General features: G+C 33.3%; 18 protein-coding genes and 2 tRNA genes. 9 read left to right on the forward strand and 11 right to left on the reverse strand.

Going from position 1 to position 23,559, the window contains the following annotated elements; all coding sequences use genetic code 11:
* The first annotated feature begins 688 nt into the window (after positions 1-688).
* From GOY12_RS02915 to GOY12_RS02930, 4 genes are all read left to right on the forward strand, one after another.
* On the forward strand, positions 689-1,273 hold the full coding sequence (locus GOY12_RS02915; protein WP_175818558.1) for a CvpA family protein: 585 nt from the start codon (positions 689-691) through the stop codon (positions 1,271-1,273).
* 158 nt (positions 1,274-1,431) lie between these two features.
* On the forward strand, positions 1,432-1,896 hold the full coding sequence (gene smpB / locus GOY12_RS02920; RefSeq protein ID WP_175818559.1) for an SsrA-binding protein SmpB: 465 nt from the start codon (positions 1,432-1,434) through the stop codon (positions 1,894-1,896).
* Positions 1,887-2,675 carry a prolipoprotein diacylglyceryl transferase gene (gene lgt, locus GOY12_RS02925; RefSeq protein WP_175818560.1) on the forward strand — a complete coding sequence of 263 codons (789 nt, stop codon included), beginning with the start codon at positions 1,887-1,889 and terminating at the stop codon, positions 2,673-2,675. The genes smpB and lgt overlap by 10 nt, the downstream gene beginning before the upstream one ends.
* A gap of 1,767 nt (positions 2,676-4,442) precedes the next feature.
* Positions 4,443-5,615, forward strand: a complete 1,173-nt coding sequence (locus tag GOY12_RS02930; RefSeq protein WP_175818561.1) for an NADH-quinone oxidoreductase subunit D — start codon at positions 4,443-4,445, stop codon at positions 5,613-5,615.
* A gap of 159 nt (positions 5,616-5,774) precedes the next feature.
* Here GOY12_RS02930 and virB9 read toward each other — a convergent pair whose 3' ends face one another.
* Positions 5,775-6,545 carry a P-type conjugative transfer protein VirB9 gene (virB9, locus tag GOY12_RS02935; RefSeq protein ID WP_175818562.1) on the reverse strand — a complete coding sequence of 257 codons (771 nt, stop codon included), beginning with the start codon at positions 6,543-6,545 and terminating at the stop codon, positions 5,775-5,777.
* 1,330 nt (positions 6,546-7,875) lie between these two features.
* Between virB9 and GOY12_RS02940 the strand changes: the two genes are divergently transcribed.
* A tRNA-Met gene (locus GOY12_RS02940) sits at positions 7,876-7,949 on the forward strand.
* 556 nt (positions 7,950-8,505) lie between these two features.
* Here the strand turns inward: GOY12_RS02940 and pdxH are convergent.
* Genes pdxH through GOY12_RS02955 form a run of 3 tightly spaced genes read right to left on the reverse strand, consistent with a single transcriptional unit; the run spans position 8,506 to position 10,169 of the window.
* Positions 8,506-9,099: a pyridoxamine 5'-phosphate oxidase gene (gene pdxH / locus GOY12_RS02945; protein ID WP_175818563.1), complete on the reverse strand. Its 594-nt coding sequence runs from the start codon at positions 9,097-9,099 to the stop codon at positions 8,506-8,508.
* Between the two features lie 15 nt (positions 9,100-9,114).
* Positions 9,115-9,930: a bifunctional DNA-formamidopyrimidine glycosylase/DNA-(apurinic or apyrimidinic site) lyase gene (gene mutM / locus GOY12_RS02950; protein ID WP_175818564.1), complete on the reverse strand. Its 816-nt coding sequence runs from the start codon at positions 9,928-9,930 to the stop codon at positions 9,115-9,117.
* 17 nt (positions 9,931-9,947) lie between these two features.
* Positions 9,948-10,169: a hypothetical protein gene (locus tag GOY12_RS02955; protein ID WP_246214369.1), complete on the reverse strand. Its 222-nt coding sequence runs from the start codon at positions 10,167-10,169 to the stop codon at positions 9,948-9,950.
* Between the two features lie 13 nt (positions 10,170-10,182).
* Here GOY12_RS02955 and GOY12_RS02960 point away from each other — a divergent pair.
* Positions 10,183-10,255: transfer RNA gene (locus tag GOY12_RS02960), tRNA-Thr, on the forward strand.
* A gap of 36 nt (positions 10,256-10,291) precedes the next feature.
* Here GOY12_RS02960 and GOY12_RS02965 read toward each other — a convergent pair.
* From GOY12_RS02965 to GOY12_RS02975, 3 genes are all read right to left on the reverse strand, one after another.
* Positions 10,292-11,818 (reverse strand): acyl-CoA carboxylase subunit beta, encoded by a 1,527-nt coding sequence (locus GOY12_RS02965; RefSeq protein WP_175818566.1) that lies wholly within the window; start codon positions 11,816-11,818, stop codon positions 10,292-10,294.
* Positions 11,819-13,315: 1,497 nt separating this feature from the next.
* Positions 13,316-13,942 carry a heme ABC exporter ATP-binding protein CcmA gene (gene ccmA, locus GOY12_RS02970; protein ID WP_175818567.1) on the reverse strand — a complete coding sequence of 209 codons (627 nt, stop codon included), beginning with the start codon at positions 13,940-13,942 and terminating at the stop codon, positions 13,316-13,318.
* Positions 13,943-13,945: 3 nt separating this feature from the next.
* On the reverse strand, positions 13,946-14,413 hold the full coding sequence (locus GOY12_RS02975; protein ID WP_246214371.1) for a hypothetical protein: 468 nt from the start codon (positions 14,411-14,413) through the stop codon (positions 13,946-13,948).
* 149 nt (positions 14,414-14,562) lie between these two features.
* Here GOY12_RS02975 and aspS point away from each other — a divergent pair, with 149 nt between their 5' ends.
* Positions 14,563-16,365: an aspartate--tRNA ligase gene (aspS, locus tag GOY12_RS02980; RefSeq protein WP_175818568.1), complete on the forward strand. Its 1,803-nt coding sequence runs from the start codon at positions 14,563-14,565 to the stop codon at positions 16,363-16,365.
* Between the two features lie 32 nt (positions 16,366-16,397).
* On the forward strand, positions 16,398-17,663 hold the full coding sequence (locus tag GOY12_RS02985) for an MFS transporter (protein WP_175818569.1): 1,266 nt from the start codon (positions 16,398-16,400) through the stop codon (positions 17,661-17,663).
* Between the two features lie 162 nt (positions 17,664-17,825).
* Here GOY12_RS02985 and infC read toward each other — a convergent pair whose 3' ends face one another.
* The 4 genes from infC to GOY12_RS03005 form a co-directional block, all read right to left on the reverse strand.
* On the reverse strand, positions 17,826-18,335 hold the full coding sequence (gene infC, locus GOY12_RS02990; RefSeq protein ID WP_175818570.1) for a translation initiation factor IF-3: 510 nt from the start codon (positions 18,333-18,335) through the stop codon (positions 17,826-17,828).
* Positions 18,336-18,347: 12 nt separating this feature from the next.
* Positions 18,348-20,249 (reverse strand): threonine--tRNA ligase, encoded by a 1,902-nt coding sequence (thrS, locus tag GOY12_RS02995; protein ID WP_175818571.1) that lies wholly within the window; start codon positions 20,247-20,249, stop codon positions 18,348-18,350.
* Between the two features lie 5 nt (positions 20,250-20,254).
* Entirely contained in the window at positions 20,255-20,737 is a 483-nt protein-coding gene (nuoI, locus tag GOY12_RS03000) for an NADH-quinone oxidoreductase subunit NuoI (protein ID WP_175818572.1), read from the reverse strand.
* A 70-nt stretch (positions 20,738-20,807) separates the two neighbouring features.
* Positions 20,808-21,611 (reverse strand): enoyl-ACP reductase FabI, encoded by an 804-nt coding sequence (locus tag GOY12_RS03005; RefSeq protein ID WP_175818573.1) that lies wholly within the window; start codon positions 21,609-21,611, stop codon positions 20,808-20,810.
* A gap of 238 nt (positions 21,612-21,849) precedes the next feature.
* Between GOY12_RS03005 and GOY12_RS03010 the strand changes: the two genes are divergently transcribed.
* Positions 21,850-23,487, forward strand: coding sequence for a ribonuclease J (locus GOY12_RS03010; RefSeq protein ID WP_175818574.1), 1,638 nt, complete (start codon positions 21,850-21,852; stop codon positions 23,485-23,487).
* The last annotated feature ends 72 nt before the right edge of the window (positions 23,488-23,559 follow it).

Genomic DNA, 23,559 nt, shown 5'->3' on the forward strand with positions numbered 1-23,559 from the left:
TTTATATAATAAAATGGATTTCTGTTTTGCTGTACGTTTAAAGGAGTCATTACAGATATTGAATTACAATTGACACCACATTTTACTCCGACTCTGATCAAATCTTCTACATGAAGGCACAAAACTTACTTTCCATATAAGGGAGATTCAATAGCCTGTTCCAGTATACATTTAACTGCTATTGACATAATCAATGATATATTCACAGTCCAAGCATCTTAAGAAATTATGAAAGTTTTTAACTTAAATATGTGGAAAGAGGGAAAAATAAACTTAGAGCAAGCAATAAGATTAAGTAATAGAATTGATGCTACTTAGTTCAAGGTCATGTAGACAAGATAGTATAAATTTTAGCAATTAGTCAAAACTTAGATTCTTATGAAATTAAGTTATCATGCCCAGAAGAATTAATAAAATCAGTTGCAAAAAATGGATCTGTTACCCTAGATGGGCTGGTTCCCCCATCACAGTAAATCCAATTATCAATCAGGAATTTACTGTAAATATTACTCTCTATACATAGTAAAATATAACTTTCCAGTATAATAAAGTAAATGATAGTTTAAATTTAGAAGTTAACATAACTGCTAGGCATTTAGACCAGCTTATGCAGCATAAAAACAATTAATTTTACAATCTTGTTATCTACATCTACACTTATTATACTTGAAAACCATAAGCGTATAGTATGCTTTTTGATTATCTAATCATCTTTATCATCGTTTTATGTATAATAATCTCAATCACTAGGGGCTTTATAAAAGAATTATGCGCATTAATGTTTCTGTTTTTATCGATCTTTCTAACAGTTAATTATTATGATTTTTTTACCATAAATTACAGTAAATATTTTGATTCCAAAGTCATGCAAAACATACTTTCTACAATTTCTGTATTTATTATACTTAACTTCATATTTATAATAATAAATAACTGGCTAATGTACATATTACTACCTATAAGGCTAGGGTTAATCGACAGAGTCACTGGAATCTGTATTGGAACCCTTAAAGGGATATTACTTTCTCACATACTACTTTCCGTCGTGCACTTATACTGCTATATAATATATGATAAAAAAGAGGAAGAGTCTAAAATAGAAGAAATATTACCTAACTGGATAATAAGATCACATTCTTATCAGACTTTATTTATAACAATAGAAAACATAGTTGATATGTATGTACCAGAGTCGTTTATACTAAAAATCAAAGAGATTGGAAAAGACATGACTAACCAAGAGAAACCTGAACGTAATCAGAAAGAAAAGTAACAATTATATCTATAAAGCAACAATTAATAATTTTCATTTAGCAGCAGTTTTTTTCTTGATCAGCATAACTAGCCTCCCGCTTATTAGCAGTTGTTTCCTATTATGAGTTAAGCTAAAATCCTGTGGTATATATTAAAGCTCGAAGAAATATCTTTTACATGGAAGTTATTATAGAAAATAGAAAAATAAGGTTTGAGTACTTTCTTTTAGAAGAATTTGAAGCAGGAATAGTTTTGTTAAGTAGTGAAGTCAAATCACTAAGGGAAAGAAAAGTAAATGTCTCTGACGCTTACGTCATCGAAAGAAACGGTGAAATATGGCTATATAATATGCATATTGCAGAATATAAAGCCGCAAACCGAAAAAATCATAAGCCAAAAAGAGAACGTAAACTACTTCTGCATAAAAAAGAGATAAATAAATTAATTAGCCAAATTAAGACTGCTGGAATAACTGTTGTACCACTTTCAATTTATTTTAATGACAAAGGATTAGCAAAAACTAAAATTGCTATCGTGAAAGGAAAAAAACTTTATGATAAGAGAGCAACCATAAAACAGAGGGAATGGAATCGCGAGAAAAGTGGACTATTTAAAATAACTTGTAGCAAAATATGTCTTTAAGCCCAGTAATTTTTAGGATTGGTTCTATCTCTATATACTGGTACTCTCTAGCATATATTTTCGGTATAGCGTTTGCACACTGGTATTCATATAAGCTAGATAACCAAAAGATATTTACTAAAAACTTTCATGATTCGTTATTAACAGTTACTATTATAGGTGTCATACTCGGAGGCAGGCTTGGCTATGTATTGATATATGATTTAGGTTATTATGTAAACAACCCTATTGAGATATTGAAAACCTGGAAAGGAGGTATGTCGTTTCACGGCGGTGCCATAGGAGTTTTTCTTGCGGTGGCAATTCTATGTAAAAAATATAATATTCCTGTGTTTTACACACTAGATCTAATTTCTTGCGGAGTTCCTGTAGGTTTATTTTTAGGCCGAATAGGCAATCTTATAAATGGAGAGTTATTTGGTAGAATTACAACTATACCTTGGGGTATAGTATTCTCAGAAAGCGATAATTTACCACGTCACCCAAGCCAACTTTATGAGGCATTTTTTGAAGGATTATTGCTTTTCATAGTTATGAATCTACTGTTTTTCTTGACTAGAATAAGATTATATCGTGGTACATTGACTAGCATTGCGGTTATATGGTACGGAATAGTACGTTTTATGGTCGAGTTTCTCCGTGAACCAGATTATCAACTTGGCTACCTATGGCTCGGGTTAACCATGGGACAGTTACTTTCAGCACCCATGATTTTGTTAGGAACAATCTTATTTTTGAGTGCGTTAAATTTAAAATTCACGAGCACAGAAAAAAGATAAACCTGATCAGAAAATATCATTTATGCAAATTAAAGTCTGTAGCTTGCCATTTTAAAAATCATATAGCAACAAATTCATAATAACTTCCAGTCTATTAAATAGAATAGCAAATATGTTAAAAAATTTTATCTAGAACTATCATATGAAAGAAAAACAGAAAGCTATTCTAGCGAGCTGTAAAAGCTAAGCTTTAAGGTTCAATCAGTCATACTATGATTATGTCTGTGCTATTAACTCTATGAAAGAGAAACATTAATATATTAACAATATTACTCGACTTAATGATGAGAGTAATTAATATTAATAACTTTATCAAACATTATCATTAAAGATAATTATTATTATTCAGGTGTGACGACTTATATTATAGAATTAATAATATTATTAATTCTAATAGCTTGAAATACTTTAGAAACGTGAGGTAAAGTACATATCAAGTCAGTAAATTTAGGTAAAATTATTCAGCACAGTTACCTAAAAAAGGTTTTCATAAAGAAATGGAAGTGTAATCATATCATTTTTCAGTGCCTGGAAAAGATCTTACCTATGGTCTTAGTTATCGAAAACAGAATTACTAGTCTATACTGCTAGTTACAAAAGCGCAGATTAGGGAAGCTCTTATAGTAATTTCAGGTACCAACATTAAAAGCATCTGCTTACAAGAAAGAGTACCGTATAACTAGAAAGTTTTTATAGAACATAAAAAAGAATACTGCTTAGTGTTTGGCGAATTAACAATACGTGACACAATATCTAAAAATAACAAAAGAAAAAAACATATTAAAGATTCACAAAAAAAAAAGAAAAAGTCTTAACAAGCCAAAGAGCACTAGTCAAATACTTTACTTTGCTTTTTAAAATTCTATCTACACTAAAGCGTGATTTTCAAAAAAAAAAGGGTAGAGAAAAAAGCAAAAGGTATAAAATCTAATTTTTGAGCTTATCATGGACTAGTGTAAAATAAAGTAAGTAAGTAAGCAAGAGTAGATGAAACCAAATGAACAAGACTCCAATATTCAATAAATCAGCAACAGACTAGTAATCGAAAAGTTGAGACCAAAGTTAGTATCAATACAAAAGGAATAAAATAAAGTCATAGAAGTAGAACTCAGGTTATAACTATTGTCATGAGTCTGATACAAAACTTAAACTATTAAGAATAGAATTTAAAGCCTCTGACCCTGAAGTAAATTCATCTAATACCTAGTATAAAATAGAAAAAAGTATTTGCATTACAAAACAATTAAAGCATCCATTTGGTGATTCAGTAGAAAAAAATTTCAAAAAATAAGTATTTTTATTAAAAATAAATATAAAAATATAATCATTTAAAAAATTAAAAATAAATTACTAAACACTCTACACAATACACCTTTCAACCACACCACTGAACACCTATAAGAAATCTACTAAACGGAAAAATAAAAGAAGCCCTAGAGATAATATCCTCCACTATTAAAAATTGATGTTCCATATTATCTTAAACGCTTTATAAGTACAATTTCATACTTATATAAATAAAAACCTAGAAGACTAAGCAAAATTTACAAAGATATAAAGATATAAGGTAAGCATAGTGTAAAAAAACTATGTATTAAGACACTAGCTACATAATACCTTTGATTTTATGGTAAAGAGAATTACAAAATTTGTCAAGTAATTTCCTTTATTTCTAATATATCTATGTGCTGCTAAATGTTATACAAGAGTCTATTGACTTTTAACACACTTTTGCCTATATAATTTCAATACTTCAAGTTACCACATATGTCTAACCTAAAGACGATGATGTTAAATTTTGGGCCTCAACATCCGGCTGCACATGGAGTGTTGCGTCTTGTTTTAGAAATGGATGGCGAAGTGATTGAAAGAGCAGACCCTCATATTGGTTTTCTACACCGTGGTACTGAAAAATTAATAGAACATAAAACGTATCTTCAAGCCTTACCTTATTTTGATCGCCTTGACTATGTATCACCAATGTCACAAGAGCATGCATATTCACTATGCGTGGAAAAATTGCTACGATGTGAAGTTCCAATTAGAGCAAAATACTTGCGTGTTCTATTTTGTGAACTAACAAGAATACTCAACCATCTACTCAATATCTCTTCTCAAGCACTCGACGTCGGAGCAATGACTCCTCTTTTATGGCTCTTTGAAGAAAGAGAAAAGATATTAGAGTTTTATGAGAGAGCTTCAGGGGCAAGGTTTCATGCAGCTTATATTAGGCCAGGTGGAATCGCAGCAGATGTTCCAGAAGGTTTAACTGAGGATATTGCAAAGTTTATAGAGCAGTTTCCAAAGTATATAGACGATATTGACGACCTCTTAACAGAAAATAGAATATGGAAACAACGTACTGTAGGAATCAGTGAAATGTCAATTAAACAGGTTCTTGACTGGGGCTTTAGTGGCCCAATGTTGCGTGCAGCCGGACTTGCTTGGGATCTGCGAAAAAGCCAGCCATATGAGATATATGATCAATTAGATTTTGATATACCGATCGGCCAAAACGGCGACTGTTACGACCGTTATTTAGTAAGGATGGAAGAGATTAGGCAGTCTACTAGACTAGTAAAGCAATGTATAGAGAAAATGCCTGAAGGACCAATAAAAACTGAAGATAGAAAAATTTCTCCACCGCCAAGAGCAGAGATGAAAAAGTCTATGGAAGCTCTAATTCATCATTTTAAGCTTTATTCAGAAGGATACCATGTACCAGAAGGTGAGGCTTATGTGGCTGTTGAGGCACCAAAAGGCGAGTTTGGAGTATATATAGTTTCAGATGGTACTAATCGACCATATAGATGTCGAATAAGAGCACCTGGCTTTGCACATTTACAAGCCTTAGATTTCATGGCAAAAGGGCACATGCTTTCTGATATTGTAGCAATCATTGGTTCACTTGATATAGTTTTTGGTGAGATTGACAGGTAGACTTTCAGTTACAGCCAGCATAAGTGAGCTGGTCTTTTTTATTATTTTTACAGCTTGAATTACCTCTTACTACTTTACGAATAAACAAAAACCTTATATCTACTCCCTAATTACACATTAGTATAAACTTACCGCTTATACTAACTACTTACTCTTCTATCAAAGCACATTTTCATTAAATAGGCAAACTGTGCTCAACCCGTTTCTTAAGGTAAACACAGAACCTACTTTTTCAAGTATAAGGTAATCATCAACTGTTCGAAAATTCACTATAGATTCATACCCTGCAGAGTCAACCATAAAAACTGCTGGAAAATCAGAATTTGTTTTATTAAACTGCAGATACGTGAATTTCCCATCATCAAAGACTTTAGTTGGTACTATTGATTCACTACCTTTAACATGTGAGACAGAATAATTAAAGTTTAAGCCTCTTTTTATAACTTCAATATCATTCATATCAGGCAGCACAGTAGTAGGATTAGCTTGCTCAAGAATATCACCGTTACCAGTTGTATAGATTTCATCACTGTTAAATAGTGGATAAAGAAACCTAACTTCATATGCTAACCTTGGATCATCTAGCCCAGTCGCTTCCTCAGCACGAAATTCAAAGTAATAAACTCTTTTATTAGTAATAATAGTTGCATTAGTATCAGCAATATCATCTATAGGTTTAATGAACAACCTATTGCCCTGAGGAATAAGCTGCCAACCAGTTGGATCGCCCATTGAAAGGTTCTGTATTATCTCACCTGACTCAAACAATATGCTAGACTGATAACCATAAAAACCTGTGTACTTATGTATAGCCTGCGGATTATAATTTATTACCTTTATATGACTGTCTGCAGCTATTGAACGTGGTTCCTGTTTTGCAAACGCATCACCACAAAAAAACACCAGCACTATAAATAACAAACTAATCATAATACTTAAACCGTATGCCAGTCATTATTCTACCATTGAGAAAAATTCACTGCAACTGTCAAGGCGTTATCTTATATATCACTTACTTACTACTTAAGCAATTGCATAATCCACTGCTCCTTTAAACTTACTGATCAGGTTTTTATACCTTTTAGTAAACCAGATTTAAATTCCATATACCCCTATCTTTTCAGATAGTATAATCCTTTAGTTTATACATATGTAATACTTTTTCTATTAAAGGTACAAACAAAAATTAGAATTCTATCACATTTGTACTCTTGTTATTATTTTCCCATAAATTTTGACCACCAAACAATGTAATATCACTACATAACCTGTAAGCCCAAATTTAGTGTTCCACCTGCTCCCAAACATACTTAACTGGTCTACTTATCCTACATAGCCATCTATATTAAATAATAGGAAATTTCCAGTTTCCCGTTGTTTTTGTTATATATAACATTTCTTTACTACCACGTTTGAAAGTAATATCAGTCTTATAATCACTTAGTTAGGGGAATACTCCACAAACTGTCATCGCAGCACCAGCTTACTAGCATTTTATCAAGTCTATAAACAATTTCTAATCTTACACAAGCATAGAGGATTTTAGTAAGACATATAATAATTGTACTTAAAAGTGTATCCATTACTTGTTCTAGCACCTAAGTAGACAAATCAATTTACTCCATTTATCGAGAATCACAATGTTCTCATCTTCGTAGATAATATCAAGCTCTATGTCATAATTAGTCTCAGTTGAGACTAATTATGACATAGGCAAAACCAAATTTTGCCAACGCACTATAACAATTAGAGCACTCAACACATATTGAAATAGAGAAGAGTACTAAATTTATTACTCCCTGCGCTATATACACAAACATGATTATCACAATTGAGACCTTTGTTCTAAGTTACTACACTTAGCATAGTTAAAAAATTTAACCCTGCCCATTTTGCTTCATTCATGTTTTAATAGCAAAAAGCTCCTGCTTCTCCCGTAAAGGATAGTAATTTACTACTGCTCTTTAATAGCAGCATTATCAGTACTGACTAAGATACCAAGAGATATATATAAAACTAGAGAAAATACCAAGCACAATAAAAAAAAATTCCAAAGAAACACCAAATTCTTCTCTACAAGCATACTATAATAACCTAAGTGCTATGATAATAATCAATGGTTCAGGGAAATGCGGATAAGAACAAAACTAAATGCCGTAAACTAACAACTCAGTTTATTATATAAAAAACCCTATATACTATAGGGATAATTTTATTCTTTTATTTTTTTATTATTACAGATATAATAGCTAAATAACGACGCGGGGTGGAGCAGCTCGGTAGCTCGTCAGGCTCATAACCTGAAGGTCGTAGGTTCAAATCCTACCTCCGCAACTTCATGTCTATATTCCAAAAGTTACTTTAATTATTAAATCGATCTCACCCTAATAATAACAGAAAATCAAAATTCCACAGAAAAAATCATTATTACCAGTTAATTAGAAAGGTTATATAGAAAAGGACTAAAGAACTTTTATAGTCTATTCTGCTACATTATCAGTAGCATGAGCTTCAAAATAGGAGCACTTGCAGATAAGATCAATTTACGTTTCATTATCTTAAGTTGCAGATCAAAAGTTATTGCTACTGTTTCTTCAATATTATTTTACGCATATTATATACAACAGTATAAGAAAAGAACTATTCTCCACAAAAGATTCTTTCGTATATATTTAATTACACATTGTAGATATTATAATTTGAGTTAGTCTCACCACAATTCACAACCACTACTTTTCTGATATAATACTTAAATAACACCAGTAGCTTTAAAAACAATTACAGTGTGCTGCAGCGTATAGCTATACAGACGTTAAGTTAATTTTGTCTTACTTCCAGTGAAGGTAATTACTAAATCAAAGTGTTCATTGTATTACATAGTTTTACATAGTTAAGGATACAGCTGTTCTATTTTCCAATTGCTCCTTGCAACAAGAGTATACCTAAATCTAGTATGCCTCCTATACTCACCTTCTTGCCAAAATTCAATTATTTTTGGAATCACGTAAAATCCTACCCAAAAAACAGGACAGGAAACTTGTATATCACTAAATTCCTTCTCTTTAACTTCGATATCTTGCTTGAAGTTTTCCCAATCTTCCAGAATGCTTGATTGCTTTGAGCACCATGCACTAATTTGACTATTGCGTGCTCGAGAAGAAAAGTATTTGCCAGCTTGCTCGTTATCTAAAAGTTTAACATCTCCTTCAACTCGTACTTGTCTAGAAAATTCTATCCAGTGAAATACTAATGCAGCTTTAGGATTTTCAGTTAATTCTTTCCCTTTTCTGCTATTCACGTTAGTGAAAAACGCAAAGCCTTTTTCACCATATTCTTTTAGTAACACTACTCTTGCGGATGGAACGCAGTCTTTACTGCAAGTTGCTAGTGTCATCGCAGTTGGTTCTTTACATGAAGAATTAAGCACTGCTGTATACCACATTGAAAACAAACCAAGTGGATCTTTCTCAGGTGAAAACGTCATATTTAAAAATATGAATCAATTTTGGCATGCATTACAAAAATAAGTGCTACGACCATTCTGTCGTATAAGTGTTATGATATTACCACAAACTTTGCAAGGATTTTGAACTCTACCATATACATAGAAACTATTTTGAAAGTATCCAACAGACCCAGATGGCTGTGTATAATTCCTCACCGTTGAACCTCCTGCAGCAATTGCATCATTCAAAGTATTTTTTATCTCGGTGGCAAGTTTCTCGCACTCTTTATATTTCAAATCCTGCGCCGGCCTGAGCGGTGATATGCGAGCTCTAAATAAGCTCTCAGAAGCATATATGTTACCCACACCAACTATTAGCTTATTATTCATTAATGTCGATTTAATATTTGCTTTTCTATTTTTCAGTAACTTCTGCAAATAACTTCCACTGAATTCACTTGTGAGAGGTTCTATTCCAAAATTATTAAAAAAATTACTTTTTTGCTCTTTACTTAAAATAATAACTGACCCAAACCTCCTTGGATCATAAAAGGTTATTGAAGCATTATCAGAAAATAAAAATATCACATGATCATGTTTACCCTGTGCTCGATTACCTTCAGCATATATAAGCTTTCCACTCATGCCAAGATGCATAATCACAGCTGCATCATTGTCTACACACCAGATTATATACTTACCTCTACGCTCGATATCACTTACACATCTATTTTTTAGTATATCATTAATATTCTTTGTTACTGACACACGCATACTCCAATTATTAACTATTACACTACTTATCTGCCTATTTTTTATCTCATTAAGTAAAAAATTAGAGATTACTTCTACTTCCGGCAGTTCTGGCATAAGGCCTTCCTTAAAACTTAAGTTTCTGGTGACAATTTTACTGTTAAAAATTCCAAAAACATGTTCAGGCATTCCATGAATCTCCTTTCCAAAAATTTCTCACCATAAATAAACTTTGAAAGTGGCCTATTTTGTCTAACCTGTTGCTGTTTTTTTCTTCTTAGGATATTTTGTTTTAAAGCCCTCGCTAATCTTTTTCTTTCTTCTTCTTTCTTCTCATTCTTTTTTATGTTACTCATATGCATGAACCTTGCCGTTATAGCTTAGGTGGTAGAGTACGTCATTGGTAATGACGAGGTCCCAAGTTCGAGTCTTGGTAACGGCACACTGACTATACTTAAAATAAGAACTCAGAAAAAAGTTACAGAGGCAGGTTATCATGCTTTTTCCATATTCTTTCTACTTTTTTATTTTTGAGTAACTCTAGTGCTTTATGAAGATGGTAACGCGTTTTACTTGGTATTATTATATCATCAACATACCCATATAATGCAGCAAAAAATGGACTAGCAAATTTCTCTTTGTATTCCTTAATCAAGGCTTGCTGATCCTTCTCATGTCGAAATATAATTTCAACTGCACTTTCAGGCCCCATTACAGCTATTTCAGCAGTCGGCCAAGCATAATTTATATCACCTCTTAGATGTTTAGAGCTCATAACAATATACGCACCACCGTATGCTTTTCTAGTGATCAAGCTAACTTTTGGTACAGTCGCCTCAGCATAAGCGTAAAGTAGTTTTGCTCCATGTTGTATTATATTATTATACTCTTGACTTGTACCTGGTAAAAAACCTGGAACATCAATGAGCGTGATAATAGGAATATTAAACGCATCACAGAACCTTACAAATCTTGCAGCTTTCCTTGAAGAATCAATATCTAAGCACCCTGCAAGATGCATAGGTTGATTTGCAACGATACCAACAGTACTCCCTTTAATCCTACCAAAACCAATTAGAACATTACGAGCAAAATCAGGCTTTAGTTCAAAGAACTTTCTTTCATCACATACCTTCTCAACAAGCTCATACATATCATAAGGAGTACTAGAATTATAAGGGATTAGAGTATTTAAAGATTCATCAACGTCATTAACATTACCGTAAGTCGGCACTAATTTTGGAGCCTCTTGATTATTCGCTGGTAAAAAGGTAAAAAACTCACGCATTTTTAGCAGCATTTCAATATCATTACTAAACGCAGAATCTGCTACCCCCGTTTTACTTGTATGAATTTTTGCTCCACCAAGATCTTCATGGCTTACATTTTCATACGTCACTTTCTTTACCACATCTGGTCCAGTTATAAACATATATGAGCTATTTTTCACCATAAAAGTAAAATCAGTTAATGCTGGAGAATAAACTGCACCACCAGCGCATGGACCCATGACTAGAGAAATTTGTGGTATAACTCCTGATGCATCAACATTCCTTTGAAAAATTTCCCCATAACCAGCAAGGGAATTGACTCCTTCTTGAATCCTAGCTCCACCAGAATCATTTAGCCCAATAATAGGAACTCTAGCATTAATTGCCATATCCATAATCTTGCATATTTTTTTTGCGTGAGATGCACCAAGAGACCCACCAAAGACAGTAAAATCCTGGGAGTAAACAAAAGCCTTTCTACCATAAATAGTACCATGGCCAATTATAACACCATCACCTAGAAAATTAGCATTTTGCATACCAAAATCAGTTGCGTGATGTTTCACAAATTTATCATATTCTTCAAACGAATTTTCATCAAGCAGTATACTCAGTCTTTCTCTAGCAGTTAATTTACCTTTTGCATGTTGTTTATCAATTCTATCAGAACCTCCTCCTTTTTCAGCTTCTAGTGTTTTTGCTTTTAGATTTTTTAATATCTTAAAATCTTGCATATCGAAAAAAAGTGATTTTTAGTTAACAAAGTATATACTACTTTTTTAGAAGTGTAAAAAATTCCATTCCTGCATAAATAGCCTTCTAAATGATAAATATAATTTTTAGCTATAGAAAGTCATAAACAACAGGTAAAAGTTCAGGGCAACATCTTTATATTAGTAATTTTGCTGCCTTTTTGGTTGAGTGTTTATCTAATAGCACTCAAATAAATAACTAGAAAATTTTTTATCCTAGAGTTAACTACTTTGAAGCATTACTCAATAACATAGCAAGTCTAGAAGATGAAGAAAAGATACAGATACCAATACAAAAGGAGCCTTTGCTCTAATAGGAAGAAAAAATTGAAGTTGCCTACAGTCTTTCCCAAGTCATTTCAGGATTTCTGCTAGCAGTGCTGAAGAGGACATTTGTCGAACACATGAAATGCTAAATCTAAAAACTTATACTTTCAAACTGAATCATGCGATAGAGATTATTAGAACAATAAGTCACTCAAAGCATGTTAAATCTCATTATGATAAAAAGTACCATGCTTAAGTAAAATATGATTTACTTTAGAAGAGCATCAAATTTTTAAGAAGTAAAAAAATGATGTTGGAAGAGACACTAAAAAGCATGCTAACGCTAATGCAGGCATTAAAAGCAGATTTTAGAGTCGCACTCAAAATGAAAAACGAAAGCTTTAATAATCTAGCTAGATGATTAATATATATTACTATTTTAACAGAGAAAGAATGTAATTACTCTGCACGCTGGTATTGGTGTAGTGTTAATTTAAGGTCAAATCTTCATAAGAGGACAAGATACGCATCTACTTACCAAGCAAAATTTGGTATTAATTAATCAATTTACACCACAAGTGTAAGTACTTGCCATTCTGTACTATCTTTAGCATTCTTAGCAATAGGTTTGAAGGCACTTTGTACCTATAATTAAAATACTAAAAGGTAAAAAATATACTTCCTATTGAAAAATAGCAGTAAAATCAATAAAATTAGGCGTATTAAATACACTACTGTAACTAGTACAAACAGGTTTAGCATATATAACTTCTAGGCTCTGGTATTAGCTTATCGTTCTTAGCCTGCTATTTAAAGTAGCAGCGAAGTAGAAAAATAGTTGAACATATTGTCTATTCAGTGACCTACTTTGGGTAAATTCACTGAAAGCTTATTTACTGAAGTAGTAGTTATATCAAAATGGTACTATTATAACAATTCCGTTGTGAATTTTTTTTCATTTTCTTAAAAGGGTACTGGCAATAGATACATCCAAGCACTCTGAATAGCACCATAAAATCACTACAATCAGATACATAAGACCTACAACAACCCTAGCTACTTTTAAAGTAAAAACAGACCTTTAGACCAAAAAATATCGCTATTATTAGGATGGTAGAACTATAAAAACACGTCAAGCAATGTAGATATTATATTATTTTAAAACACTATACTCTTTTTATAAAACATTTTAAACTTTCTCTCCACCTTTGCTCAGTAAGAGCAATCAACCATAAAATTACACATGTCAATCGTTATAAAATCATACAATTGTTTCATGGGATTATGTCCCGTGATAACCACTATACCATTTTGTTCAGAACGCGTTAAGATTAAACCCAGTACTAATTTATACGCCGTACTATCAAGATTACAAAATGGTTCATCTATTAACCAAACATTTGCATTAGAAATCAAAAGGCGAGCAAAAGCAACTCTCTTTTTCCATCCTGCAGAAAGTGCACCATATCTAACATTAAGTACAGGTCGCAACTGTAAACAACAAATAGCTGCCATGGTTAACTCTCTAGTATCCCGTATTCCTGCCCAGAATTCTATATTTTGAGCAACAGTTAGGTTATCTTTACAGGCATTCTTATGCCCCACATAGACCATAGAAGATACATAAGGTCGTGGATCATTATATATATCTTTTCCACAGTATCTTATGCTTCCCGATACTGGTGGCAAGAGCCTAGACAAGCTTCTAATTAAGCTGGTTTTGCCACTACCATTTGGACCAGTAATTAAAACTCTCGATTTTGGCTCAGCTTTAAAACTAAGATTTTTAAACAATATTTTGTTATTACGGACACAGGATAAACCTTCACATTCGAGCATGAATTACCTACCTCTTCCTTTATGCTTCTCACGAGTTGAAGCTTGAGCTCTTATAAATATCTCCCAGAATCCTTTCTGCCTATCTTTTTTATATATCAATTGTGCAAAACGCTGCATTAAATTACTGCCAACTATAACCATTTTTGTCCATTTACCTACTGGCTTTGCTATGCCAACTATTTTTGGATCCCCTTTATACTGTATATCCTTTTGCCTCTCACGTAGCATTTCTAAACGTTTTATTAGCTCTCTTCGCTTATTTTCTTGATATAGCTCATTATATTTCCTGTTTTCTTCACATTCTTCTTTAAGCCCTTCTTTAGGGAAGATAATTTTCCTAACCCAACCTCTATATATTTTTCTAAAAAAGAAAAATATTGCAGCTATAGCAAGTAAAATTGTGCTACATATAATGATTTGCCCAAATGACATTTTTGTACTCAGCTTATTGAAAGAGCCATCTATAATCATAGCCTAACTATAGAAACTTCACAATTTTTTGTAGGAAAAATGATACCAGAAAGTAACATTGAACTTCAAAAATAATACAAGTATCCAAGCAAACAAACTTGTATTTGATAAGATTTACTCCTATACTTTAAAATGCCGCTGCAACAAATATGAATTGCTATAAAACTCATACGTGCGATGAATTAAGGAAAGGCGATATAGAAAAGGAAGTCACTCTTTCTGGATGGCTGTACCATAAGCGTGACCATGGTAATCTAATCTTTATTGACTTGAGAGACTTTTATGGAATTACTCAGTTAGTATTTAATAATGACAAAGACTTTTTTGATGAAATTTCAAATTTAAAATCAGAGAGTGTAATTACTGTCACAGGAATAGTAAAAGCTAGAACTAAAGATACAGTAAATAGCTCTATCCCTACAGGAGAAATTGAGGTTATAGTTATTAATTTGCACATTGAATCGGAAGTCAAATTTCATTGTGATGAAGAAATAGCAAAAGAAGAAAAAAGCATATTAGCAAGTATTTCTGGCAAGCAAGAATACTCAGAAAATATGAGGTTAAAATATCGGTTTCTTGATTTAAGGCGAGAAAAAGTTCGTAATAATATTATTTTACGCTCACAAATCATTGCAGAACTCCGCAGACTCATGATAGAACAAGGTTTTTTAGAAATCCAAACTCCAATACTTACTGCTTCATCTCCTGAAGGAGCACGTGATTATTTAGTACCAAGCAGACTAAACCCCGGTAAATTCTATGCATTACCACAAGCTCCACAAATTTTCAAGCAATTACTAATGGTGTCAGGGTTCGATAAATATTTTCAAATTGCACCATGTTTCCGTGATGAAGATACAAGGTCAGATCGCTCTCCTGGAGAATTTTACCAGCTAGATCTTGAAATGTCTTTTGTGACTCAGGAAGATATATTTCAGGTCATTGAAACTACTTTATATAAAGTGTTCACTAAATTCTCTTGCAAGTCAGTTGACAAAAATTTCCCACGCCTCACATATAAAGAGGCAATGCTTAAATATGGATCTGATAAGCCAGATCTACGCAATCCATTATCAATTAGTGATGTTACAGAAGTTTTCCGTGATTCAGGGTTCAATATCTTCAAAAGCAATATTCAACAAGGCATGGTAGTCAGAGCTATTCCCGCTCCTAAAACAGCAAGAAAGCCACGGAGCTTTTTTGATAAAAAGATAGAGCATGCGCAAAAAGAATTCGGAGCTAAAGGTCTTGGGTATATAACGTTTGATAAAGATGGTACTATAAAGGGACCAATCGCTAAATTCTTTAATGATAATAAGCTAAATCATATAAGAGAAGTAACAAATATAAAGCCTGGAGATAGCATATTCTTTGCTTCTGACAAAGAAAATGAAGCAGCAGTAATTGCAGGAAAAGTACGTACCCTTTTAGGATCAGAATTAGGCCTAATAGATAAAAATGTTTTCAAATTCTGTTGGGTTATTGATTTTCCATATTTTATGTATGACAATAAAAATAAAAAAATCAACTTCTTTCATAATCCATTTTCTATGCCGCATGGTGGCTTGAAAGATCTGGAGGAAAAAAATCCATTATATATTCTTGCTTACCAATATGATCTAGTTTGTAATGGAATAGAATTATCAAGCGGAGCGATTCGCAATAATAAGCTAGATGTTATGTATAAAGCTTTTGCTATTTCAGGCTATAGTAAAGAAGAAGTAGATACAAAATTTAGTGCACTTGTGCGTGCATTTAGATTTGGGGTACCACCTCATGGTGGGATAGCACCAGGAGTTGATAGAATGGTCATGCTGCTTGCTGACGAGCCAAATATTCGTGAAGTAACCTGTTTCCCTATGAACCAACAAGGCGAAGATGTTTTAATGGGTGCTCCTTCTAAGATAAAAAGTGGACATTTACGTGAATTATTCTTGCAAGTTATTGATTGACAGCACCGCAGATTATATTAAACTGAAAAAGTGTGAATAATATCCAAAAAGCAATAATATCAGGTATAATCTGCAATATGATTATATGGTATGAATTGACTCTATTTGGAGTTTTGACACACATAATAAGTGATGTTCTCTTTTCATCAGAAAGTAGTGAATACGTAAAAAAAATTAAATTTCTTGGCAGTTTTGCAATTGGATTTGGATTCAGGCCACTTGGAGCATTTGTTTTTGGCTATATTGGAGATAAGTACGGCAGGAGAAAAATTTTACTGGCTTCTGTAATATTAGCCTCAATATCATCTACTGCAATCGCAGTGATACCCAGCGCCAAAAAAATAGGAATATTTTCTCCCATATTACTTCTGTTTTGCAGAATAATACAAGGAATGGCAACAGGTGGAGAAACAAGTATAAATTCAGCATTTCTAATAGAGCACTCAAGCGATAAAAAAAATCTAGGTTTTTTAGGTAGCATGAAGGCTTTCAGTGGCGCACTTGGTTCCATTACATGCTTTGTAATGATAGCTATTTGTAAAAAGCTTACAGGTGAAAATTATGAAGTTTGGGGTTGGAGATTGCTCTTCTACTTCTCCTCTATTATGGGTATAATAGGTTTTCTAATAAGATATATAATAGAGGAAAGCTTAGCATATAAAATGCACAGCCGAAATAAAGGCTTATTTCATTCACCATTTCTAGAATTGCTCAAGAAATATAAAAGAGCATTTATGATAGCAATTGGGCTTGGCATTGCTCAGAATGCAATTGTTTATTCAACAATCATGTTTTATAACATATCTGTAAAAGAGATTATCCTATCAGGCATCGATATCAAAAACGTAGTAAGGATCATGGTCGAAATTACATTTGGAGTGTCTGCAGTGTTGCTTGCAACACTATCTGATAAAGTTGGAAGAAAGAATGTGATGATTCCTACATTAATAATTTTAGCTTGTGTCAGTTTACTAGTCTTTCCGCTATTATCATACAATAATCACTACATTGTAATGCTCACTTTTCTGTTGATAAGCATACCAATAGGTGCATCTTTTGGAATATATAATTCTCTTATTTGTGAATTATTCCCAACAAAGGTTAGATGTACTGGTTTTAGTTTAGCTCACAACGTATCTGCAGGAGTCTTCGGCGGCATTTCTCCATCTATATGTATGTGGCTTATAGAAAAAACTGAAACAAAATTTGCATCAGGCATCTATCTTACTGCCTGCGCATTAATTAGCCTAGTATCTATACTTCAAATCAAAGACAAAGATAAAAAAGTCGATTGGTAAAATCTTTCTTTTGACAAGGTTTTTCATATTTTAACCACACTCTAGCTGCCATATACCCGGTTACAGCGCTGTGCCAATTCTATAATTTTATTGGCACAATGAAAATTGTTTTACTAACTTAAGTAAAAATCATTAAATAGTTTTAGTAGACAACAAGTTTTGCTATTTAGCAACCAGAACTAAAAAATATTGATTCCCCTCTTGTTTAGGAGCTAATTCTACTTTAGCAATATCTCCAGTATCTCTAATCAACCGTTCTAATTTCTCCAGACCAACTTCAGTGTTTATTAGCTCTCTACCTCTAAACTTCATTGTAATTTTGATCCTGTGTCCATGTGTAAGAAAATCTCTTGCTTGACGTAATTTTGTTTCATAGTCATGATCGCTAATATTAGGGCCCAGCTTAATTTCTTTTATAGCTAATATCTTCTGTTTCTTTTTTGCTTCACTTGCTTTCTTTTTTGCATTATACCTTTGCTTACTGTAATCTAAGATTTTACATACTGGAGGAGCTGAATCAGGAACAATTTCTACTAAATCTAAACTGACATTCTGTGCAGACTCCAAAGCTTGTTCTATTGCCATGATTCCAACCATATTGCCATTCTGATCAACCAGACGTACCTCTTTAGCCGTAATAAACTTATTAATCCTGTTTTTTTTAATTTGCAAACTTTAACTCCCTTAACCCAAGTTAATACCTTTTAGTAGAAGCTCAGCAGCTTTTTCATAAGAAAAAGACTCTTGCCTCTCTGACCCTAAATTTCTCACTGACACAGTTTTACTTGCAACCTCATTCTTGCCTATAATCCATAATATAGGCACCTTGTTCAAACTATGCAAGCGTATTTTATGACTAATTTTTTCACTAGTTAAATTCATTTTAACCCTAACACCTTGTTTTTTTAAAACGCCGCTAATTTCTGTAGCATAGTTGTCAACTTCATTTGTGACGGTTAGAATAGCAAGTTGCGTTGGAGCAAGCCATAATGGAAATTTTCCTGCATAGTGCTCTATTAGAACCCCAATAAAACGTTCAAAAGTTCCAAGAATTGCTCTGTGCAACATAACAGGATGATGCTTTTGCCCGTCTGTTCCTATATAAAAGGCTCCAAGACGTTCTGGTAAAATAAAATCCACTTGCAGCGTTCCACACTGCCAATTTCTACCTATTGCATCTTTTAGAGCAAACTCTAACTTTGGGCCATAAAATGCACCTTCACCTGGGTTGATTTCATAACTTAAACCTGTTTTCTTGACAGCTTCGAGCAGAGCTTTTTCAGCCCTATTCCACACTTCATCACTTCCTGCTCTAATATTAGGACGGTCTGAGAATTTTACAGAAACTTCGTTGAATCCAAGCTCTGAGTATACTTCCTTCAAAAGATCACAAAATTTTACAGTTTCAGAATTGACTTGTTCTTCCATACAAAAAATGTGCGCATCATCTTGTGTAAACCCACGCACTCGCATCAGCCCATGCAATGAACCTGAGCTTTCATTCCTATGACACGTACCAAACTCCGCTATACGTATTGGTAAATCACGATAGCTTCTAGTGCAAGAGTTAAAAATCTGTACATGACAAGGACAACTCATGGGTTTTATCGCTAGTTTTTCATTCTTAAGCCCATCAACAACAAACATACTTTCACGAAACTTATCCCAATGCCCAGATTTTTCCCATAGTCCCCTACCTACTAGAACAGGAGTCCTTACTTCAAAATAACCATTATCTACTAATTTTTTTCTTATATAAGACTCAAGAATGTTATATAAGATATACCCTTGTTCATGCCAAAAAATTTGCCCTACAGCTTCCTCTTGAATATGAAATAAGTCCATGTCTTTAGCGATTTTACGATGGTCGCGTTTTTCTGCTTCTTCTAGACATTCAAGATAAGTATTTAATTCATTCTTATTTCTCCACGCAGTACCATATATTCGTTGCAACATCGGACCATTGGAATCACCACGCCAGTATGCTCCTGCAACTTTCATAAGTTTAAATGCTCGAACTCTACCAGTTGAAGGAGAGTGTGGACCACGGCATAAGTCAACAAAACCTCCTTGCCTATAAATAGTTAGATCTTCATTTTCTGGTATGCAAGAAATAATATCAATCTTATATTTTTCGCCTATACTACTAAAAAAATCAATTGCTTGCTCACGAGCCCAGACTTCTCGGAAAAATCTATAATTACTTTTTATAATTCCTTTCATTTTTTCTTCTATTATGGTAAGATCATCCATAGTAAAAGTATGATCCGTAGCAAAATCATAGTAGAAGCCATCTTTAATTATTGGACCAATAGTAACTTGAGTATTAGGAAAAAGTTCCTTCACCGCTTGAGCCATTATATGAGCAGCATCATGCCTTATTATATCTAGAGCTACCTCATCACCGAACTGTATTACCTCTATCTCCGTACCAGATTCAATTTCACGTGAAAGGTCACACAACTCACCATTTATCCTTAAAGCAATAGCTTCTTTCAAAACATCTAGTTGCAATAGATCAAAAATAGTAACTATATTACTATATTTTTCTACTTTTTCTCCAGGTGAAAAGGTAATCTTTATCATCAATTTTAATAATAAGGCTTATTCTTTTTTAACCTAACTTCAATTGCTTTTTCCCAAATCTCACCATTACGCAATAATTTCTCCTTATTATATATTAGTTCCTTTTTTGTTTCTGTTGCAAATTCAAAATTAGGACCCTCAACAATTGCATCAACTGGACATGCCTCTTGGCAAAGCCCACAATATATACACTTTGTCATATCAATATCATAACGTGTAGTGTAACGGCTACCATCCTCTCTTTCTTCCGCTTCAATAACTATTGCTTGAGCAGGACAGATAACTTCACATAACTTACAAGCTATACACCGCTCTTTACCATTTGAATACCTGCGCAATGCATGTTCACCACGAAACCTTGGACTCAGATGGCCTTTCTCCATAGGATACCTTAGCGTAACCTTCGGCTTAAACATATACTTCAATGTAACAGCAAACCCCTTAATTAATTCTACAAAGAACCAATACCAGACTAATTTTTTGAACATAAAACATCCAAGACTTATGCAAGTGATTATAAATCATATTATCAGTTTTCAAAAGGCCTTTTTTCCTGTATCAACTGTGAATTACATTCGAATCAATGACCTTCATTCCTACTACATTATACCCTGAGTCAACATGCAGAATTTCCCCAGTGGTACCACTACTTAAGTCACTCAGTAAGTACAATGCTGCTTTCCCAACATCCTCTATTGTAGTGTTACGTCTCAATGGAGAATTGCTTCTGTTCCATTTCGATATGAAACAGAAATTGCTTACCCCAGAAGATGCTAAAGTTCTGATTGGACCAGCAGAAATAGCGTTGACCCTAATGTTCTGTGGTCCTAAATCACATGCTAGATACCTCACACTTGCCTCAAGTGCTGCTTTACACAAGCCCATGACATTATAATTTGGTATAACTTTTTCAGCACCATAGTAAGATAAAGTAAGTAGACTACCGACATTTGGCATCATTTTTTCAGCTCTTTGCGCCAAAGCAGTAAAAGAATAGCACGATATATGCATTGCATTAAGGAAGTTGCTTAATGAAGTATTAACATACTTACTATTTAATTCACTTTTATCAGAAAATGCAATTGCATGTACCAAAAAATCAAGAGTGCCCCACTTTTTTTTTATTACTTCGAAAACACTATCTATAGTTCCTTCATTTGTAACATCACAACTCAGTACTAACTCTACATTTAGTTCAGTTGCTATCGGTAATAATCTCTCCTTTATCGTTTCATTTTGGTAGGTAATTGCAAGTCCTGCTCCGTGCTCTGATAGGGTTTTTGCTATGCCATAAGCTATTGATCTCTTATTTATTATTCCAGTTATTAACCCCCTTTTGCCTTTTAATAAAGTCGTTGTCATAGAACCATTTATTTTTTATAATTTGGAATACTAATTAAGCAAAGTCAAGGTGTTAACTATGTCCAAAAATAACTTCTGAAGCCAAAGTGATACACCAAATCTTATAGTTAGATATGAGTTTTCAGTAAAAAATGAAAAGACAAAAGCTTCAAGTTTTCCTTAGGTTATACAAAAATAATAAACCCCTTTATTTAGAACTGAAGTTTTGCTATCTTCACATTTTAATAATTTAAAATTAATGAATATAAACAAAAACGAATTTTTATTCCTTCCACTCGGAGGAGTAGGCAGAATTGGAATGAACGTTAGCCTATATCACTGCCAAGGAAAGTGGATCATGATTGATCTTGGTATTGGTTTTGCTGATGACGAAACTATGCCAGGTATTGAACTGCTCATTGCTGACATAAGCTTCATTTCTCAAAGAAAAAATGACTTACTTGGAATAATAATCACACATGCACATGAAGACCACTGTGGTGCAGTGCCTTATTTATGGAAAGAATTACAATGTCCTATATATGCAACAAATTTTACAGTTAACTTCCTCAAGGAGAAACTAAAGGAGTTTCAATTAGAAAGTATGGTGCCTGTGAAAGAAGTAGACATAAACGGTAGCATAAATTTAGGTCCTTTCATTGTTGAGTTTATCAATGTAACTCATTCAATCCCTGAGGCACATTCAATATTAATTAGCACTAGCATAGGTAGTGTGTTCCATACTGGCGATTGGAAATTTGACCCAAAACCTATTATTGGATTAACCTCTAATATAGGTCGTTTAAAAGAAATTGGCAATAAAGGTAATTTACTTGCGGCAATTTGTGATTCAACAAACATATTGAGTAGACGTGATCCTGAATCAGAAGGTAAAATTTATAATAATATTTACAACATAACAAGGCAGTCTAAAAAGTTGGTAGTCGTATCGCTCTTCGCTTCAAATGTGGCGCGAATTGAAACAATAAGCCAGGTTGCAAAGTCACTAGATAGAAAAGTGGTTTTGCTTGGTAGATCTTTGTGGAGAATAGTAAAAGTTGCACAAGACAGTGGTTATTTAATCGATTCTGTTCACTTTTTCGAAGCAAAAGACGTGGTAGATTCGCCAAGAGAAAAGCTATTATTAATTTGCACTGGCTGTCAAGGCGAACCAACGTCAGCAACTTCAAAACTTGCCTATAAGAGGCATCATGTATTTAAAATGCAACATGGTGATACAATGATCCTTTCATCAAAAATCATTCCTGGAAATGAAACTCGTACACATAATATGCTCAATGCTTTTATTGAGATGGGCGTAGAAGTTATTACTGAAAAAACAGAGGACATCCATGCTTCTGGACATCCAATGAAAGCAGAACTAAGGGAAATGTACTCTTTAATAAAACCTAAAATATCTATTCCAGTCCATGGCGAGTATATTCATACTCACGCACACGCAAAATTTGCTAAGGAGTGTGGTGTAGAAAAAGCAATAATGATTGCACCAGGTGATATTGTTAATTTAGAGAATGGAGAAAAAATTGATTCAATTGATGTCGATTACTTCGGCATTGATGGTACATTGCTACGTTATCCAGAGAGCAGTGTTATAAAAATGCGTAAGAGAATGAGGGATGCAGGAGCTATTATAGTAACAGCAGTCGTTAACAGGAAAAATAGATTGCTAGTTAAACCAAAAGTATTTGCACCTGGTATCTTCGAAGCAACAGAAGATGCAGCTATCATACAAAGAATCATAAAAGCAGTTGAGTTAGCATTTAGCTTGCAATCAACAAGAAAAATAAGAAGTAAGATTGAGAGTTCAATATTTTCTATCTTAAAAGAATACTTACTGAAAAGACCTATAATTAAAGTACAAATAGAACAGGTATAAAATATAAATGAAGTAACTTGTTCAGAGCTAATATCACTTCTTTCGTTATTTTTTGCCTTATCTCACTAAAAC

It is taken from the genome of Wolbachia endosymbiont of Dirofilaria (Dirofilaria) immitis (assembly GCF_013365455.1).
In the GTDB taxonomy this organism is placed as follows: domain Bacteria; phylum Pseudomonadota; class Alphaproteobacteria; order Rickettsiales; family Anaplasmataceae; genus Wolbachia.

Coding starts and splice junctions, on each gene's coding strand:
- mutM (WP_175818564.1), bottom strand. CDS start 9,930: ATGCCAGAACTGCCGGAAGTAGAAGTAATCTCTAATTTTTTACTTAAT.
- GOY12_RS02930 (WP_175818561.1), top strand. CDS start 4,443: ATGTCTAACCTAAAGACGATGATGTTAAATTTTGGGCCTCAACATCCG.
- ccmA (WP_175818567.1), bottom strand. CDS start 13,942: ATGCTCGAATGTGAAGGTTTATCCTGTGTCCGTAATAACAAAATATTG.
- smpB (WP_175818559.1), top strand. CDS start 1,432: ATGGAAGTTATTATAGAAAATAGAAAAATAAGGTTTGAGTACTTTCTT.
- pdxH (WP_175818563.1), bottom strand. CDS start 9,099: ATGACGTTTTCACCTGAGAAAGATCCACTTGGTTTGTTTTCAATGTGG.
- GOY12_RS02915 (WP_175818558.1), top strand. CDS start 689: ATGCTTTTTGATTATCTAATCATCTTTATCATCGTTTTATGTATAATA.
- aspS (WP_175818568.1), top strand. CDS start 14,563: ATGAATTGCTATAAAACTCATACGTGCGATGAATTAAGGAAAGGCGAT.
- GOY12_RS02965 (WP_175818566.1), bottom strand. CDS start 11,818: ATGCAAGATTTTAAGATATTAAAAAATCTAAAAGCAAAAACACTAGAA.
- virB9 (WP_175818562.1), bottom strand. CDS start 6,545: ATGATTAGTTTGTTATTTATAGTGCTGGTGTTTTTTTGTGGTGATGCG.
- nuoI (WP_175818572.1), bottom strand. CDS start 20,737: ATGTTCAAAAAATTAGTCTGGTATTGGTTCTTTGTAGAATTAATTAAG.
- GOY12_RS02955 (WP_246214369.1), bottom strand. CDS start 10,169: ATGAGTAACATAAAAAAGAATGAGAAGAAAGAAGAAGAAAGAAAAAGA.
- GOY12_RS03010 (WP_175818574.1), top strand. CDS start 21,850: ATGAATATAAACAAAAACGAATTTTTATTCCTTCCACTCGGAGGAGTA.
- thrS (WP_175818571.1), bottom strand. CDS start 20,249: ATGATAAAGATTACCTTTTCACCTGGAGAAAAAGTAGAAAAATATAGT.
- lgt (WP_175818560.1), top strand. CDS start 1,887: ATGTCTTTAAGCCCAGTAATTTTTAGGATTGGTTCTATCTCTATATAC.
- GOY12_RS02975 (WP_246214371.1), bottom strand. CDS start 14,413: ATGATTATAGATGGCTCTTTCAATAAGCTGAGTACAAAAATGTCATTT.
- GOY12_RS03005 (WP_175818573.1), bottom strand. CDS start 21,611: ATGACAACGACTTTATTAAAAGGCAAAAGGGGGTTAATAACTGGAATA.